Source organism: Corallococcus caeni (genome assembly GCF_036245865.1).
Classification (GTDB): Bacteria; Myxococcota; Myxococcia; order Myxococcales; family Myxococcaceae; genus Corallococcus; species Corallococcus caeni.
Map to the genome: position 1 here is coordinate 114,292 of NZ_BTTW01000007.1, position 16,904 is coordinate 131,195.

The 16,904-nt window shown below is 69.9% G+C and carries 11 protein-coding genes; 3 read left to right on the plus strand and 8 right to left on the minus strand.

Annotation, left to right across the window (positions count from 1 at the left end):
• Nucleotides 1-57: 57 nt before the first annotated feature.
• Nucleotides 58-1,344, minus strand: a complete 1,287-nt coding sequence (locus tag AABA78_RS27560) for a DUF445 domain-containing protein (protein WP_338267391.1) — start codon at nt 1,342-1,344, stop codon at nt 58-60.
• Between the two features lie 413 nt (nt 1,345-1,757).
• Between AABA78_RS27560 and AABA78_RS27565 the strand changes: the two genes are divergently transcribed.
• Nucleotides 1,758-2,522 (plus strand): endonuclease/exonuclease/phosphatase family protein, encoded by a 765-nt coding sequence (locus AABA78_RS27565; protein ID WP_338267393.1) that lies wholly within the window; start codon nt 1,758-1,760, stop codon nt 2,520-2,522.
• Nucleotides 2,513-3,193 carry a hypothetical protein gene (locus AABA78_RS27570; protein ID WP_338267395.1) on the plus strand — a complete coding sequence of 227 codons (681 nt, stop codon included), beginning with the start codon at nt 2,513-2,515 and terminating at the stop codon, nt 3,191-3,193. Before AABA78_RS27565 ends, AABA78_RS27570 begins: the two co-directional genes overlap by 10 nt.
• Nucleotides 3,194-3,211: 18 nt before the next feature.
• Here AABA78_RS27570 and AABA78_RS27575 read toward each other — a convergent pair whose 3' ends face one another.
• From AABA78_RS27575 to AABA78_RS27590, 4 genes are all read right to left on the minus strand, one after another.
• Nucleotides 3,212-4,135 (minus strand): hypothetical protein, encoded by a 924-nt coding sequence (locus AABA78_RS27575; protein WP_338267397.1) that lies wholly within the window; start codon nt 4,133-4,135, stop codon nt 3,212-3,214.
• Nucleotide 4,136: 1 nt separating this feature from the next.
• Entirely contained in the window at nt 4,137-6,884 is a 2,748-nt protein-coding gene (locus AABA78_RS27580; protein ID WP_338267399.1) for a TonB-dependent receptor, read from the minus strand.
• A gap of 74 nt (nt 6,885-6,958) precedes the next feature.
• On the minus strand, nt 6,959-7,306 hold the full coding sequence (locus AABA78_RS27585) for a hypothetical protein (RefSeq protein WP_338267401.1): 348 nt from the start codon (nt 7,304-7,306) through the stop codon (nt 6,959-6,961).
• Between the two features lie 105 nt (nt 7,307-7,411).
• Entirely contained in the window at nt 7,412-8,176 is a 765-nt protein-coding gene (locus tag AABA78_RS27590) for a hypothetical protein (protein ID WP_338267403.1), read from the minus strand.
• 24 nt (nt 8,177-8,200) lie between these two features.
• Here AABA78_RS27590 and AABA78_RS27595 point away from each other — a divergent pair, with 24 nt between their 5' ends.
• Nucleotides 8,201-8,368, plus strand: a complete 168-nt coding sequence (locus tag AABA78_RS27595) for a hypothetical protein (protein ID WP_338267406.1) — start codon at nt 8,201-8,203, stop codon at nt 8,366-8,368.
• 11 nt (nt 8,369-8,379) lie between these two features.
• Here AABA78_RS27595 and AABA78_RS27600 read toward each other — a convergent pair whose 3' ends face one another.
• The 3 genes from AABA78_RS27600 to AABA78_RS27610 form a co-directional block, all read right to left on the minus strand.
• On the minus strand, nt 8,380-9,120 hold the full coding sequence (locus AABA78_RS27600) for a class I SAM-dependent methyltransferase (protein WP_338267408.1): 741 nt from the start codon (nt 9,118-9,120) through the stop codon (nt 8,380-8,382).
• A gap of 52 nt (nt 9,121-9,172) precedes the next feature.
• Nucleotides 9,173-13,123 carry a M36 family metallopeptidase gene (locus AABA78_RS27605; protein ID WP_338267411.1) on the minus strand — a complete coding sequence of 1,317 codons (3,951 nt, stop codon included), beginning with the start codon at nt 13,121-13,123 and terminating at the stop codon, nt 9,173-9,175.
• 90 nt (nt 13,124-13,213) lie between these two features.
• Entirely contained in the window at nt 13,214-16,849 is a 3,636-nt protein-coding gene (locus tag AABA78_RS27610; RefSeq protein WP_338267414.1) for a choice-of-anchor A family protein, read from the minus strand.
• Between the last annotated feature and the right edge of the window lie 55 nt (nt 16,850-16,904).

Genomic DNA, 16,904 nt, shown 5'->3' on the forward strand with positions numbered 1-16,904 from the left:
GACAACCCTCCTCCATCTCATGAACGGATGGAGGAGGGGGCCCGGGCGCGGTGCGCGTCAGGCCTGGGGCTGGTTGCCGGTGCCGTTGCGCAGCTCCTTGCGCACGGCCTCGGTGACGCGCTCACGGACGACGTCCGACATCCGCTCGCGGAGCTCCTCGCCCACGCGCTCGCGGATGGCGTCCACGATGCCCTCGGTGTCGATCTGGCCGGCGCCCTGCGTCTGGAAGCCGCCCATCCGCTGCTCTCCGACCCCGCCCATCATGTGGCCCATCGGCCCCATGGCGCCCATCGACTCGCGGATGGCGTCACCCAGCCGCTCACGCAGCGCGTCGTGCAGGTGCTCGCGGAGGTTGTTGGACAGCCGCTCGTGGAGGGCGTCGACGAGGCGCCCGCGGAGCGCCTCGGCGATGCGCTCGGGGTCCACCTGCCCGAAGCCCTGCTGCTGGAAGCCCATGAAGCCCCCCTGGGTGCGCTCGCTCAGCCGGGCGCGCAGCTGGTCGGCCAGTCGCTCGCGCAGGGCGTCGCGCACGCGCTCACGCAGGCCGCTCTGGATGCGCTCGCGCAGGGTGTCCGCGAGGCGCTCGCGCAGGGTGTCCGCGAGGCGCTCCGGATCGATCTGGCCCATCTGCATCCGGCGCTCGGTCAGCGCGGTGCGCAGCATGTCCGTCAGGCGCTCCTTCAGCGCCTCGCGGATGCGCTCGCGCACGACGGCGTGGATCCGCTCGGACACGCCGTCGGCGATCCGGGTGCGGAGGGCGTCGGCGATGCGCTCGGGGTCCACCTGCCCGAAGCCCTCCATGCCCATCCTCCGCTCCATCATCGCGGAGCGAAGCGCGTCGCCCAGCCGCTCGCGCAGCGCGTCGCGGACGCGCTCGCGCACGACGGAGCCGACCCTGTCGCGCAGGGCGTCCTCCAGCTTGATGCGCACGCGCTCGGCCAGGCGCTGGGGATCGAACTGCCCGTGCCCCTGCTGCATGCTCATCCAGTGCTCGGCCAGCCCGGCGCGCAGCGCCTCACCGAGCCGCTCCCGGAGCACTTCGCGGGCGCGCTCGTGCACGCCGCTCAGCACGCGCTCGTGGATGGCGTCGGCGACGCGGTGGTGGACGGCCTCGGCGATCCGCTCCGTGTCGAAGTGCTGCCCGCCCCCCTCCCCCTGCTGCATGTTCATCATGCGCTCACTCAGCGCACCGCGAACCGCGTCGCCGACGCGCTCACGGATTTCCGAGCCGATTCGCTCCTCCAGACCGGACACGACGCGCTCGCGCACGGCGTCCACGATGCGAGCCTTGAGGGCTTCGCCATACATCTGCTGCCCCTGCATGGAGTAAGGGTCCTGGTTCATTCAGATGCCTCTTGGGTGCTGCGGGTAGAACGACAGGCGCGGAAGGTTCCGGCCCTCCGCGCGAGTGAATGGATAAGGCTCCTGGTCCCAGGCGAATACAGGGCCCGGGTCTCGTGCGGTGGTTGGCGCAGACACTTCCGGTCGTGCTCGCGGGAGGGCAGGCGCGAGCCTCCATCCAGGATGGACGGTGCGGGGAGCCAGGCAGACAGCCGTTGCCTTCACCCGCTCCGGCCTGGCCGCGACGGTGGAATCTTTGGCATCCCGTACCGTTCATGTCCGGGATGAGTCAGTCCTTGCCGTGCAACACCGTACGCCGGGTCGCCCAGCGGAACAGGGCGTTCTCTCCGAAGAAGGGATCGCCCGTCGTACCGCTGTTCGCGCTCCTGCTCGGGCTCCTGAGCGGATGCGCCCCCATGGAGAGCTACCCCGACGCGGCCGGACCTCGGTACAGCGGAGACCATCGCCCTGTCGCCCCCGTCGCGGTGGCGGCTCCCTCCTCGGTCACCGTCGTGACGTTCAACCTCGCCTTCGCCGAGCACGTCACCGAGGCGATCACGGCCCTGTCGCGCCCCCCGCTCGCGCAGGCGGATGTCATCACGATGCAGGAGATGGACGCGCCCTCCGTGGAGAGGATCGCGAGGGAGCTGGGGCTGGCCTACGTCTACTATCCCGCCTCCGTGGCGAAGGACGGCGACGACTTCGGGAACGCGGTGTTGAGCCGGTGGCCCATCACCGCGGACGCGAAGATCAACCTTCCCCACGACGACCCGTATCACCAGCAACACCGCATCGCCGTCGCCGCGACGCTGGACATCCAGGGGACGCCCCTCCAGGTGGTCTCCGTGCACGGCGCGACCCCCATCGTCGGGCTCGGCGCCCGGCTGGAGCAGGCGGAGACCGTCCTCCACGCGGTCGAAGGAGCGGCGCCCTTGCAGGTCATCGCCGGTGACTTCAACACCTCCGACCCGGGAAGCCTCACGCAGACCGTGAAGCTGTTCACGGACGCGGGCTTCCAGTGGGCCTCCGAAGGAGTGGGGGACACCGTGGACTCCATCATCGGCGGCCTGCCGCTCGACTCCGTCTTCGTGCGGGGGCTCTCGCCGGTGGAGCGCGGCGTGGACCCGCTCCCCGCCGGGAGCGACCACCAGCCGGTCTGGGTGCGCTTCGCATGGCCGTGACGACGCAACGGCATCACCTGCGGCCCCTGTGGATGGGGGCGCTCCTCCTCCTTGCTCCTGGCTGTCTGAGCGGCGCGCGGAACCTGGGCGCGGCGACGACCCCCGTGGGGACGACCGAGGTCGGCGTCTCCGTGAACACGCTGGCCTTCGAGCGCGGCCGGGAGCGGGCCTATCTGCCCAACCCCGAGCTCACCTTCCGCAAGGGGGCTGGCGAGAACTGGGATTGGGGCGGCCGCCTCACCTTGCTGGGCCTCGAGCTCGGGACCCGGCATCGGCTGGTCGACCGTTCACCCTGGACCCTGTCGGTCGCCCCGAGCGCGGGCGTCTGGTACGTCCCCGTCACCAACAACTCCACGGAGCCCGTCAACCTGCGGCTCGGGGCGCAGACGCTGGTCGACTATCGGCTCAACCGGACGTGGACCCTGACGGGGGGCGCCTCGCTGATGGGAGGCTTCGCGGGCCCGCTCACCGTGTTTCAGGGCCGGTTCAATGGCTCGCACCTGCTGGTCTCACCGGGCGGCTCGCTGGGCGTCGCGTACCGGTTGAATCCATCCCTGGAGCTTCGCGCGGAGGCCGGCCTCGAGTTTCCGCTCGACCTCAAGGACGGCCGCCGTCAGCCAACCGGCAACCTCGGGCTGACGCTCCGCTGGGGACGCGCCACCCGGCGATGACGCCCGGGTGCGAAGGGCTCAGGGGCTCCAGCGCGCGCGGCGCACCAGCCAGGAGCTGCCGCCGCGCCCGTCCCGCACCACGGCCCAGAACGTCACCTCCTGGGCCCCCGCGCCGTCGGCCGGCTCCCACTCCACGCGGTGCCGTCCCTCCTGGCCGCCAAAGTCCGCGCCGCCCGTCTCCGACAGGCTGAACTCGCCCAGCGTGCTGTACCAGGCAATCTCCCAGGCCTCCTTGAGGTTGACGGCCTGCAGCCGCAGCCCCGGCACCACGTAGCTCTCCTCCAGGCCCGACACGTCGTCCGCCGTCACCACGAAGGGGCCGGGGCCGCGCAGCTCCAGCGGCTCGCTCTCCGGCCAGGGCACGTCGTCCACGCGCAGGCCCGGGAGCACCGGCTGCACGTTGGCCGTCATGCCCTCCACCACCGGGCACCAGAAGACCATCAGCTTCTGCGCGTACACCTCCTCGTCGCCCGCCACCACCCGGAGGACCAGCGGCATGCGGATGCCGCCCAGCCCCTGGTAGGCGTCCTCCTCCAGCACGCGCTCCAGGAGGAGCCGGTCCTCCGCCACCCGGGCCGCGCCGGGGCGGACGGACAGCGTCAGCTCACCCGCGGTCGTGGTGCCCTCCGCGAGCAGCGCGCGGTCCGCTTCCTTCGCGCACGTGCGGTCCGCCGGATCCGCGCAGGCCCACAGCGTGTACTGGATGGGGCGCCCCTCGCCGGCGGGGTCCACCAGCAGCGCGCGGTACGTCACCTCCGCCGCGAGCTCGTCAAAGGCCTCCGGCGTCTGTTCGCAGGTGGAGGCGATCAGCTCGGGCTTCTCCGTGGAGACGCCGAGCACCCGCAGGTCGTGCACGTTGGAGGGCTTGTCCTCCGGTTCGACGCAGGCGAAGGAAGCCAGCGCCAGCAGCAGCAGGCCTCCGGTGTGGAGCAGGGCTTTCATGTCAGAAGCTTCCTTTCACGCCCACCACGGGAAGGATGGGGATGCCGGGCACCTCGTACTCGCGGCGCTGCCGGTAGTCATTGAAGGTGAACTCGACGTTCTCCGCGTTGTAGAGGTTCTGCACGTCCAGGTAGACCCCCAGGGTCCAGCTCTGGAACTGCCAGCTCTTGTCCAGCCGCATGTCCAGCTGGTGGAAGCCGGACGTGCGCGACGAGGCATAGGGGCCGTACGTGCCGTTGAAGCGGTTGCGGTCCACCTGGTACAGGTCGAACGTGTGGTTGATGGGCGTCGTCGGACGGCCGGTGGTGTAGCGGAAGCGCCCGCCCAGCTCCCAGCCGTTGCCCAGCACGTAGTTGCTCACCAGCGTGAGGATGTGCGTCTGGTCGAAGGGGCTGAGGCCATACGTGTCGTCGCCGTTGCCGCCAAAGCCTCCGCCGAAGTCACTGCCGTTCTGTTCCGGGGCGGGGCCCGTGCGTCCGTCCAGGGACTGGCTGAAGGTGTAGGACAGCCAGCCGGACCACCGGTCCGACGCGGACGCGCGCTGCTTCTTCACCATCACCTCCAGGCCCAGGGCGCGGCCGATGCCCTGGTTGGAGTACGGCACCTGGATGACGCCGCCTCCCGGAAGCGAGCGGAGCTGCCCGGGCGCCGCGATGTTGTCGTAGCGGCGGTTGAAGAAGCCCGTCACGTCCACGTTGAGCACGTCCGTCAGCCGGTGCTCCACGCCGAGGCTGCTCTGGAACGCGCGCTGGTAGGCGAGCTCCGGGTTGCCGTACGGCAGGGTGATGAAGCGGAACGTCTCCGCCGGCTGGCTGTAGAGGCCGAGCGAGCCCTTGAGCTGGGTGCGCTCGGTGGCCTCGAAGCGCACCCACAGCCGGGGATCCAGCGCCACGTTCCGGGCGTCTCCCGCGCGCTGGAAGTTGCCGCGCACGCCGGGGGTGAAGGTGAACCTCCCCACCTTCAGGTCCGCCTCCACGAAGAGCGCGCCGTCGAAGGAGCCCAGGCCGATCTTCTCCACCAGCAGCTCGCCCACGGACTCGGCGCCGGGGAAGGCCACGTACTCGAAGTTCTCCGGGGCGGGGAACTCCACGTCGAAGGCCTGGTGCTCGTACACGAGGTCCAGGCCGGTGCGGACGGTGAGCGCGGAGGACAGCTCCAGGCCCAGCACCTCGCGCGCGCCCACCGTGTAGCCCACGCCGTCCTGCTTCGCGGCGCCGAACTTGAAGCTGGTGCCGTCGTAGCCCACGTACGGCGTGAAGACGGACGTGAGCGCGCCCTTGCGGTACGTCCAGTCGCCCTTGATGCGGTGGAAGAGGGTGTGCGTGTCCACCGACAGGTCGCGCTCCGTCTTGGGGCCGGAGGACACCAGGCGCAGCTGGTCGTCACTGCCGAAGGCCATGACGTAGCCGGTGCTGCGCGCGCCTCCCGCCTGGGCCTGGGCCTCGGCCTCCGAGCGGGCATCCCGCTTCGCGCCGAAGTCCACGCGCACCTGGTAGTCCCAGTAGCGCGGCACCACGGACAGCGTGCTGCCCTCGTCCTTGGGGAGGACGAGCGGCAGGAGCGTGTCGACGTACGAGCGCCGCGCGGCGGCGGCCACGCTGATGCCGTCCGTCACGGGCGCCTCCAGGAAGAAGCCCGCGTCCAGCAGGTCCACCTTCACCGAGCCGTGGAACGTGTCCGCGGCGCCCTTGCGCGTGCCGACCTCCACGATGCCGCCCACCGCGCGGCCGTACTGGCTGCCGTAGCCGCCCGGGAAGAAGTCGAGCTGGTCGATGAACTCGGCGTTCACCACCGAGGGGCCGCCGAGGAGGTGGAAGAGGAGGGGGATGCTGACCCCGTCCATCAGCGTCGCCGTCTGGCCGGGGTTGGAGCCGCGCACCAGCAGCTGGCCGGAGATGAAGGGCGCGCGCGCCACGCCCGGCAGGGTCTGGATGACGCGGATAGGGTCGCCGAAGGTGCCCGGCGTCTTCTGCGCCTCCTGGCGCGTGATGGTCCGGCGCACGACCTCCTTCTTCGGCCGCTCGGAGCGCACCACCGTCTCCAGCGCGCCCGCGGTGGGGGCGAGGAAGAAGTTCACCTCCGTCGTCTCGTTCGCCTGGAGCTGCTCCTTCGTCTGGTAGAGCTGGAAGCCGGACGCCACCACGCGCACCGCGCACTCGCCGGGCGGCACCTCGAGCGTGAAGCGGCCGTCCGCGTCGGAGAGGGCCTCGGGGGCCTCCGGGTCGTCACCGCAGCGCACGGTGGCGCCGGCCACGCGCGAGCGGCTGCCGCGAGAGATGAGCTGGCCGGTGAGCGTGGCCTTCGGCGCCGCCTGGACCTGCTCCGGCCCGGGGGCCTCTTCCGGCGGAGCGGCCAGGGTGAAGTGGTAGACGTACTCCACCTGCACGGGCGCGGGCACGCCGTCCACCTCCGCGGGGGAGAAGCGGAACTGGCGCACCGCCGCGATGGCCGCCTCGTCGAAGCCGTGGCCCACCGGCTCCGTGGGCAGCACGTCCGCCACGGTGCCGTCCGCGGCGATGGTGATGATGAGGCGCACGGAAGCGGTGAGCCCCTGCGCGAGCGCTTCGGGCGGGTAGGGGGCCTCCACCTGCTGCAGCAGCGCCGGAGGCTTCGTCATCACGGGCTGGGCCTGCGCGGCCGCCTCGGCGGTCGGCGCGTCAGCAGCCTGCGGTGCCTGCGCGAGCACCGGAGAAGCCAGCAGGAGCGAGGCCGCGGCGAGCGCGCTTCGGGCTTTCAGGTTCGGGGACATGGGGCGGCGGAGCATACGGGATGTGGACTGGCGGCGCTCGCGAGCCGCCAGTCCACCGCCTCAGGCGCGGCCGCTCACAGGGTGCAGATGACGGTGTTGTTGCCGGTCAGGTACGGAATGAACTTGCTGCAGTTGTAGGAGCCGTACGTGCTGGTGACCCGGTACGGCGACGGGCAGGTCGTGCCGCACGAGGTGAACGACGAGCCCGTGTTGTTGTCGCACTGGACCGCGTTGTTGGTGTTGGTGCAGAAGCTGCCGCACGAGCTGCTGCACAGGTAGGCCGTCGGGTGCTGGCCGCTCGGGCAGTTCAGCCCACAGTACTGCGTCAGTTCCTGCTGCGCCGAAGCCATCATGGGCTCGGCGCCGTCCTCCACCAGCTCGGGACCTCCGCACGCGGTCAGACCCAGGGCCAGGGCACCCATCAGAAGCATTCCCAGTCGAGACATGTGTCTACCTTTGTCGTTGTGTTGTGATGACTGCTGCTTCGTTTCCCCGTCAGGCTTTTGAATTCATGGACAGGGAAGGAGCTACCAGATGCAGGCGAGCTCGCCGGAGAACAGCGGTATGGAGCTCAGCGCACCATCCGGAACAGCGCTGTGCGCGGGGCTGGCCGTGATGGACTTCCGCATGTAGGTGGAGCTGCTGTTGACCCACCCCAGGCTGTACACGGTGCTGCTTGAACGCTCCCGGAGGTTCGCGCCGCACCACGGCTCGTACGTGGTGCTGGCCAGCGTCCCCAGCGGAACCACCTTCACGTTGGACAGCCCTCCGAAATAGTCGAGGTCCGCCGAGGTGGTGACGGGGTACTTGGCGCCAGCAACCCAGAGATAGATCTGGCTCGTCGAGCGCTCCTGGACCAGGACATTGTAGGAGTAGTTGAAGAAGGGAGCCCGCCAGTCGCTGTTCGGGATGTCATTGACCATCCGCCAGTCATCCCAGTAGTCCAGCTCCGTGGGCGACGGGATCCACCAGTACGCCTGCCCCACCACGACGTAGATCGCCGCGGTGCCCTTCTGGCGGATCAGCGTGCCCTCTTGGGGAATCTGAGTGTAGGAGTCGATGGTGGCCTGGGGCAGCGCCACGAGGGTTGCGCCGGAGTACAGGGAGTGCTGCGCGGGAGGGATGTAGAACCTGGCGCCCCCCGCCACCAGGTAGCGGTTCGAGGTTTCGATGCCGAGCAGGACGTAGCCGTCCGGCACGGACGTGTATCCCGCCAGGGCCTGGGCGCCGAAGAGGCCCAGGCACACGGCGAACCAGCGAGGAAGAATCACAAGGAGCAAGGCAGCACGCACGGGTTCGTCTCCGTTCAAGTGGGGATGATTCGGAGAAGTACCGGGCCTGGCGGACGCGAGACATCGTCCTGCCGCCAGTGGCGCCAGGCCCGTGGTGAAGCGGCCCAGGGCGTCCGTGAGCTGGCCTTCACTCCCAAGGCGACCCTGCTGTATCTCTTCAAGGAGCTGCTTGAGGACCTGTTCGGCAAGTGACGGCGGGGCCTCTACCGGGGGATGAGGATCACGTCCTCGTCCTGCTCCAGCCGGTACGTTCCGTCAGGCTGCCGGCAACGCTCGGCATGCGCGCGGATTCGCGCATCGAGCTTGCTCCACGCGTCCGGGCTCATATCCGCCAGCTGCTCGGCCGTGAAGCATCCTTCCAGCACGAGGAAGCGGCAGAGCGTCTCCATCTCCTCAGCGGTGTTCGCGGCGAACCCGCTCATCGTCGCGAGCGTCTCCTGGGGCAGCTGCTTCCGTTGCACTTCGGCGACGACATGCTCGCTGAAGTACAGGGTGTCGGAGAACTCACGGCACATCGCATGCGTCGGCCCCCGGGCGGCGGCCATCACCATCAGACAGGTCCCTCCCGGGCGCACGAAGCCGAGCAGTCTGTCAATGAAGCCGCTCCATTCGGAGACAGGCACGTGGTACATGACGTGTGAGCAGATGATCAGGTCATACCGCTCCTGTGATTCGTACCGCTCCAGGGAGACCGGGAGGACCTTCGCCTTCTCGTGATGAAAGCGGGCGCTCTGCTCGGGATTGGGTTCGAGCAGGGTGAGCGAATCGAAATACGGCGCGAGCCGCTCCGCCACCGTGCCTGCCCCCGCGCCGACGTCCAGCAGGGTGGGGCGCACGGGAAGCTTCGGCAGCAGCCGCTCCGTGACGATCTGGTGGATGTTTTGCGGATGCCTCGCGGACGCCGCAAGCAGGCGGAACGCCGTGGCGTACTCCTGCGGTGACATCGTGATTCCCATGATTCCCCCTGGGTGTCGGGACAACGGCAGGGGGACGCTCTTACTCCAATCGCTTCCTACGAGCGCGCAGCGCCAGGAGCCGTGCCCCCAGCACACCCGCCAGCCACCCCACCCAGGCGGTGGAAGGCTCCTGTGTAGGGGCGGCACTGGCGCAGCCTCCGCCCCCTACATCCGGATCGGGAGGCGGGTCGGGATCCGTCGGGTCGTCGGCCTTGACCCGGATCTCCAGCGTGTCCGTGGCGGAGAACGGTCCGACGCTCACGCGCAGCTCGAAGTGCAGCGGGGTCTCGCTCGAGACGATGGGCGCGAGGAAGAACGCGCTCGCCGTATCGCCACCCGACAGCGCCACGGGAGGACCATCGAGCTGCCGCCACGTGTACGTCAGCACGCTCCCCGTGGCGGTCGAGTGCCCCGAGCCCTGGAGCGTGACCGCGGCGCCACTGGCGACGAGCTGATCCTCACCGGCGTTGGCGCCCGGCTGGCATGTGCCCGCGTTGGGGATCGCGGCCCGGAAGGGCTTCCCGACCACGCCGGACAGGACGACGTTGTCGAGCTCCCAGCCATGGGCTTCCACGTACCAGGGGGAGCCGAAGCGGAACCGCAGCTGCACCGTCTTCCCGGCGAACCGCGAGCCGAAGTCCAGCCGCGTGCCCACGTTCATCCGCGGCCAGGCGCTGCTCTGCGCGACGAACGCCTGACGACCGCCCAGGGTGTTGCTCGTGGTCGAGTCGATCTTCCCGCCGTACCCCGGGGCGACATACAGGCTCACGTCCTCCCAGGTCTGCCCGCCGTCCTGGGTGAGCTCGATGACGCCGCCCGTCCAGAAGGTCTTCCGGCCCGTCCAGGAGTCCACGTCGAAGGCGAAGCGATACCGGTGGTCGAACGTCACCACGAAGGGCGCCGAGTCCGACACCGTGAGGCGGGGCGACACCAGCGCCGTGTCCGCGACGTCAAGGTCATCCGCGATGAACCAGACGTGGTTGGCCGCGTCCGCCGTGGCGTCCGGGGCCAGCACCCGTCGCCACGCCTGATCCGGGGCCCCCGTCAGCACCACCGTGCTCCAGGTCGTCGCGGGGAGCTCCAGGGTGTCCGTCGTGGAGGCCTCCTCGTCGTGATCCAGCTTGAGGCTGTGCCGGAGCGGGACGGGGGCCTGGCAGAAAGCGGAGCCGCTCGGCGTGAACGTCAGCTCCAGATCTCGCGGCTGCGCCGGTGAGACGGCCAGCTCGATGGGGATGGCCATGGAGATGGACCCGAAGGGCGGCACCGGCGGCACGGACAGCTCCCCCGTGGGGAGGGACACCTCGCCCGGCCGGCTGCTGGTGACGGCCACGGTGATGCCCGCGGAGGCGACAGGCCCCAGGTTGGTGACCTTGAGGTGCAGGGAACCCGCCTCCCCGGCATCGAGGACGCCATCGGGCACCGCGTCGCACGCGCGGCGGGCATCATCCACGCTCACGAATTCGAAGCGCAGGTCCGCCTGGACCGTGTAGGCCTCTTGGACCTCCGTGAAGTTCAGGGACCTGCGCGGAGGGGATCGGGCGCAGGTGCCCGCGCCGCGCCGCGCGAAGGCCTCGGCCAGGAGGAGCATGTCGCGCGGGTCCTGGGGATTCCAGCTGCCCGCCGCCATGAGCAGGGCGTCGCGCTGCTCTGTGAGGGTGGGGTCCACGGGTGCCAGCGTCATCCCGGCGACGACGTAGTCCGCCATGCGCCGCTTCACCTCCGCGAAGGACGCGAAGCGCGAGCCCGGCTTCCGGGCCTCGTCGAGCAGCGCCAGGTAGCCATCGAAGAGCATCGAGGCCCAGACCTCGCCCGCGTTGTGCCATTCCGAGTTGAACCCGCCGTTGTCGCGCAGCGGGTGCTCCACGGGCAGGGGCTCGTCGTCGCTGAGGTGGCGGAGGCGGAGCGCGTTCTTCGTGGGGTCGCGGGAGTAGGGGACCCGGCGGACGCCGTAATACGGGCTGTCGCCAAAGACATACGCGGCATAGCCGCCAATCCCATACGTGCCGTTGTAGCCGAAGCCGTCATCCTCCCGGACCATCAGGTGGAGCGCGATGAAGTCCCCCCAGCCCTCGCTCTGCGCGAAGCACACGGGCAGGTTGCAATCCACCAGCCGCTGGTGGAGCAGGTGCCCCCACTCGTGCGACACCAGGGTGGTGTCAATCGCCCCGTCCCGCTCGGGGGCGGACGCGCGGATCATCGTTCCCGTCACCGCGCCGTTGGCGAGCAGGGTCTTCAAGGTCTGCCCCGTCTCATACGAAACGGACAGCAGCGGAAGGGTGGGGTCGAGCAGCGGATCCGACTCGAACATGTCGGGTGGCGCGGCGCCCGCGGTGTGGTTGAGGACGATGAGGCCGGCCGCGCCCGCGGCCTGGGCGTTCACCGCCTTGATCTCGTAGGAGCAGTTGCCGCCCCGGTCGGCCAGGACGATGGCGCCCGAGACGTCGTTGGTCAGCGCCTGGCAGGCGGTGGTCACCGACGGGGAACCGCTCTGGGCCACGACGAGCCGGAGCGAGTCCAGGTGGAAGGTGCGTGCGCCGAAGTGGGCCTCGCCCGTGGCGTACTCCGTCCCCTCGACCTGGAAGGACCGGGTCGCTGGCATCTCGAAGAGGAACATCTCCAGGCGGGGGGCCTGGCCGTCGTCCGGCACGTAGATGGCGACGTTGTTGCGGGACTGGGGGTTGGGCGCCTGGTTCTGGGCTTCGGCGAGCAGCGCGTCGCCTTCCACGCCGCCCCGGCCGTAGTTCTTCAGTTGGGCGTTGCCCGCGGCCTCCGTGAAGCCGGAGGCGTAGAAGTAATCGTGCAGCCAGTTGGTCGTGTAGAAGAGGCTGGTGATGGCGGCCTGTGTCTGCGACGGACGGGCCAGGGGCTCCAGCGTGGGCTCGTAGTCGTAATGGAAGTCACGGGTGGCGGGATTTACGAAGGCCCAGGTGTCGGAGCCCTCGGTATACCCATCCGGGTTGAAGTGGTCCGCATAGGCAGCCACGTTGTTGCCGGAGCTGGTGGTCGCGCCCGGAGGCAACCAGGAATCCACTCCCCCCGCATGGGCGCGTCCGTCCACGGAGATGTCGCGCGGGGACTCGAAGGCCGGCTCGAACGTCGTGTCGGGGATGCCCGTGGGATGCGGCGTGAAGTCCCGCAGGGGCCCATCCCGGGGCGTCCCGTCCGCGTCCGCCCAGACGCGGTAGGAATAGCTGTCATGGAAGATGCGATTGCCGCGCTGGAGCGTGCCGCCCTGGTCGGCATCCACCAGGTATTCGTAGCCGCGCCGGCCTTCCTGTCCGGTGCGCTCCGCGAGCACGTCCACGGCCCAGGCGGGCACGAGCCGGTCCGCCTGGGGGAAGTACACCTGCCGGACCTCGGAGGGGACGACCAATGACACACCCGCGCGCTTCGCGCCCCGGCCAGGAGCGAGGTCGAACCGCTGGCGGCCCGTGGACGTGGCCCCCGCCTGGGCCACCACGGCCTTGTCGTCCAGCGTGATGCCGTAGAGGTCTCCCAGCGAGGCGGCCACCGCCTGGGACGCGGACGTGCGGAAGGCGCTCCGGGCGGTCGCCCGTGCCCCCTCCACGCCGTCATGCAGGCTGCCGGTGATGCCGACGAGCGACAGGTCGCGCGTCATCAGCACCTTCAGCTCGTTGTGGACCACGTCGATGCCGCCCACGCGCTGGCGGAAGGCCACGATGATGCCGCCGCGGCCCGTGTCGTGGATCCGGTGCACGAAGGCGGCCCGCAGCGCGGCGGGGGACAGCCGGTACAGGGCCGCGTGCTCTTCCAGGTACCGCCGCGCCGCGGCCTCAGGCGTTTTCTGCACCCCGAGGGAGGCTGGCCGCCCCGGCGGGGCCCACGCCAGCGTGGGGACGCCGCGCTCCGCGTCCCTGGCGACGACGGTGAGGGACGGTGATGCGTCCGTGACGTCCCCGGCCTGCGTTCCCAGGCCGGGGGCGTTGTCAGCGGGGGCTTCCGCCGCGCAGCCCATCCAGAGGGCGAGCATCAGTCCTCCCGTGGCTGTGCGGCTCCTCAGATTTTTGAGCACCTTGGGCCCCCACTGTCGCGGTTTCTCGCGGACGCGTGAATCCTGCCATCAATTGCAGATATCCGTGTCCCGCAGCCGGCTGAGCATTCCGACGGCATTGCCTTTCAGTGAGCGTGCGTAGATTCCACCCACCCAGCTCCCGTCGGAGAACGAGACGTTGGCATTCGGGGCAAGAACCGTGCCGTAGAAGCCATAGTCAAAGGCGGTGAGGCTGGTGGCCTCCGGGAAGTTGAAGAGGATGCCGTGCTCGTCGATGCCGCCGCTGAAGGTGTGGCCGAAGTTGGTGAAGGTCGCGGACGTGCCCCGGACGTTGATGACCGCCAGGCTGTTGGCGGGGGCGTTGATGGACAGCAGCACGGCGCCGGTGAAGTACGAGGCCTTGACGTCGAAGACATTCACCTTCGGATCCTTGCCGGTGAGCGTGACGCCCCCCCAGGACTCGCGCGTGGCGGTGCCGTTGGTGGGCAGGGCCCCCAGCTCCGCGGAGAGTGCGCGCAGGGCGCTGCCCTGGTTGGTGAAGTTGATGGGCGTGGCCCTGGCCACGTTCCCACGGGGGTAGAAGACGTTGGATTGCTGGGTGAGCGTCCCGCCGTAGCGGGCGTCGCCCCAGACATAGCCATTGGACAGGGAGAGGTTGCCGCCCGCGACCAGGACGTTGGCCGTGTCGCTCGCGGGCAGCATCCCGCCCACGGAGAAGTTCTGGAGGGAGATGTTTCGGCCCGCGGCCAGCTTGCCCTGGACCTCGTTGCCCTGCAGGTAGTCCTCCAGCACGAAGAGGTTGTACTCGCCCAGCCGGACCGGGATGCAGGTCGCGGAGCTCTCGTCGCCCACCGTGACGGTGATGCTGGTGAGCACCGTGCCGTTGCGGACCGCGACGGTGGCCATGCCCTTGGAGACACCCGTCAGCGTCCCGTCAGGGGTGATGGTGGCGATGCCCGTGTTGGAGACCGAGTACAGCGTGCCCCGCGCGGGCGAGGAGATGTCCCGCGTCACGCCGTCCGTGTAACGGCCATTCACCACCAGCTTCCGCTTCGTGCCGGGGCCTCGCAGGGTGGCGTCCCCGTTGAGGACCTGGATGGTGCTCAGCTGGGCGGAGGAGCTGACGGTCAGGGGGATGGTGGCGGAGCGCAGCATCCGGCCCTGGCTGTCGATGCCGTAGGCGACGAGCTCCATCGAGCCAAGGGCCTGCGCGGGGACCTGGAACGAGGTCGTGAACGGCCCCGACTCGAGGATGGAGGCCGTGCCCTCCCCCAGGATGAGGACGGTCTCTGGCTGGAAGCCTCCCGCACCGGCGACGCTCACCGTCACCGTGCCCCCCGGCGATACCACGGTGCCGGGTTGGGGGGACGTGATGACCACGGAGCCCGCGACGGCGGTGGCGCGGGCCTCACGGACGCGCTCCGGGGCCGGCAGCGCGGTGAACCCCGCGCAGCTGTTCACCGGGGGAACGGTGCTGGGCCTGGGAATGGAGGCGACGAAGTCCGGCCCGCCGACAGGGCTGTTGAGCAGCTGGCGGATCCGGTCCCGGTGGGCCGCGTTGATCTGCACCTTGAAGTGCTCCGAGTTCCGGTTCGTCAGCGCCACGGTGAACGGGGTGATGGCGGAGCTGCCCGTCGCGGTGCCGCCCTGCTGTTCCGCGGTCCCGGCGAAGACGTCGTGCGAGTCGTTGCAGAACAGCCTGCTGTTGGAGCCCAGGATGAGCTTCTGCCGCTCCAGCGTGGACAGGCTGCGGGAATACGGGTGGTGGGTCTCCATCTGCTGGTAGAGGACCTTGAGGCCGTCCGGAAGCAGGCCCCACGTCGGGGTCCGTGGCAGCGGCTGTGCTCCCTGGCCGACGAGGAAGTGCGTGGGGACATCCGTCTGCCGGAGGTTGCTGACGAGCGCGCTGCCCACCTGGAGGTCGTCAATGGCCGCGCCTCCAGGGGCATCGAGCGAGATGTTGAACGGAGGCGTCGCGAGGACGTCCTTCACCACCGTCCAGGTGGCGGGGAGCGTGGCCTTGAGGTCGTCGCGCATGCGGACGAGCTCGGTGGCCATGCGCGTCCCCCCGTGGGGCGCGTTCAGGCTGATGAGCCGGTTGATGTCGCCCTCCTTGAAGGTCGCGACGCTCCGGTAGTTGGCCGAGTCGATGTACCTGCGGGTCAGCAGTCCGCCCGCACCGTGGGCGACGACGTCCACCTGGGTGACGGCGATCTGCCCCTGCCGCAGCTCGAGCAGCGCCTCGTAGATGGCGTTGGGAACCGCGAGCTCGTTGTCCGCCTGGGTCAGGCTTTCCGAGCTCGTCGCGGAGTAGTCCGCGCACGTCGTGCGGAAGAGGCTGCTCGTGGCGATGCCCTCCGTCCCCTGCCAGGCGGAGCACGAGGACCAGACGTCGTGGACGAGCACCAGCGGCGGCCGGACGATGGCGAGCTCGACCGTCGACGTGTAGCCCGTTCCCGACGTCGGCGTGTAGGTGCCGGAGAGGGTCACGGGCCGGGTGGTGGCGTTCTCGAAGCCCCCGGTGTTGAAGTCCGGGGGGCTCGTGTAGAGCGCGAACGCGTAGTGCACACCGCCCACGGGGACGGTGGGCACGGTGACGGAGGCCGCCCGGGTGGAGGTCCCCACCGCGCCCAGGCCGCCGTTGGCCGGGCTCGTCCCGCTGAGCGAGAAGGTCATGGTCCCGGCGGAGGGCAGCTTGGAGCGCAGCAGGACCTGCGTCACGCCGTCCGCGGCCACGCCCTGGACCGACGGGATCGCCTCGGACGACGGCGCCGACAGCTGCATGGGGTCCGCCACCACGGCGCCCGTATACGGGTGGATGAGGGTCGGGTTCGGGTTGACCACCTCCATGTTGGCGAAGGTGATGTTGTCGATGACCACCGCGGAGTCCAGGACGCCGTCACCCAGGTCGCTGATCTCGAACTCGATGGTGACCTGGGTGCCGCGCAGGACCTCGAAGTTGACGGTGCGGAAGTCCGTGATGCCGGCATCGGGGAACAGCAGGATGTCGGGCGGGTAGGTGGCGGGGAAGAAGTCCACCCCGGACGGGTCGTCGGAGAACAGCGTGTCGTAGCCGGTGCCCGCCGCGCGCGTGGAGGAGACGTCGAAGAACGTGGCGCTGTTCACCGACGAATCCGCCACGGTGCGCGTGCCCAGCCCGTCGATGACGCGCGCCGTGAACGTGTCGTTGAACGCCGTCCCGACGTACTCGGGGGACTCGGCGCTGAGGAACCGGAAGTCGAAGGCCATCCGGTTGCTGCCGGCCGGCACGTTGAGCGTGACGCGGTAGACGACCTTGTCACCCTCGACGCCCGAGGGCGGATAGTCCGTCCCCGGCTCCGGCAGGTTGGCGACGTTGATGTTGCCCGTGCTCATGATGAACAGCGAGCTGCCCTTGCGCGGCAGGATGTCGCCGTAGGAGGGCGCCACCATGGCCGCCTGGGGGTTGGGGCTGGTGAGCGACGCGGTCGCCACCGCCCCCGCCGGGAGGTCCAGCGCGGACGCGACCTCCGCGGTGGTGACGAGCGAAGCCTTCACGGCCCCGGGCTTCGCCAGGTGCTGGCTCGCGATGCGCTGGCGCTCGGCCAGGGCCTCGGCGCTCAAGACCCGCGGGGGCTTCTCGGTGGACGACGGCTCGGGAGGATCCCCGCACGCCATCCCCAGGGCGGCGAAGAGCGGGAACAGGAAGGTCTTGAACGGCTGCATCGGGTTCACTCCGTGGCGTTGACCGCGTGGGTGCTTCGCGAAGGAAGGCGCGCCC

Bases quoted from the DNA above. Each gene is read 5' to 3' on its own strand.
- AABA78_RS27560 (WP_338267391.1), bottom strand. From the start codon at position 1,344: ATGAACCAGGACCCTTACTCCATGCAGGGGCAGCAGATGTATGGCGAA.
- AABA78_RS27565 (WP_338267393.1), top strand. From the start codon at position 1,758: ATGGAGAGCTACCCCGACGCGGCCGGACCTCGGTACAGCGGAGACCAT.
- AABA78_RS27570 (WP_338267395.1), top strand. From the start codon at position 2,513: ATGGCCGTGACGACGCAACGGCATCACCTGCGGCCCCTGTGGATGGGG.
- AABA78_RS27575 (WP_338267397.1), bottom strand. From the start codon at position 4,135: ATGAAAGCCCTGCTCCACACCGGAGGCCTGCTGCTGCTGGCGCTGGCT.
- AABA78_RS27580 (WP_338267399.1), bottom strand. From the start codon at position 6,884: ATGTCCCCGAACCTGAAAGCCCGAAGCGCGCTCGCCGCGGCCTCGCTC.
- AABA78_RS27585 (WP_338267401.1), bottom strand. From the start codon at position 7,306: ATGGGTGCCCTGGCCCTGGGTCTGACCGCGTGCGGAGGTCCCGAGCTG.
- AABA78_RS27595 (WP_338267406.1), top strand. From the start codon at position 8,201: ATGATTCGGAGAAGTACCGGGCCTGGCGGACGCGAGACATCGTCCTGC.
- AABA78_RS27600 (WP_338267408.1), bottom strand. From the start codon at position 9,120: ATGTCACCGCAGGAGTACGCCACGGCGTTCCGCCTGCTTGCGGCGTCC.
- AABA78_RS27605 (WP_338267411.1), bottom strand. From the start codon at position 13,123: ATGCTCGCCCTCTGGATGGGCTGCGCGGCGGAAGCCCCCGCTGACAAC.
- AABA78_RS27610 (WP_338267414.1), bottom strand. From the start codon at position 16,849: ATGCAGCCGTTCAAGACCTTCCTGTTCCCGCTCTTCGCCGCCCTGGGG.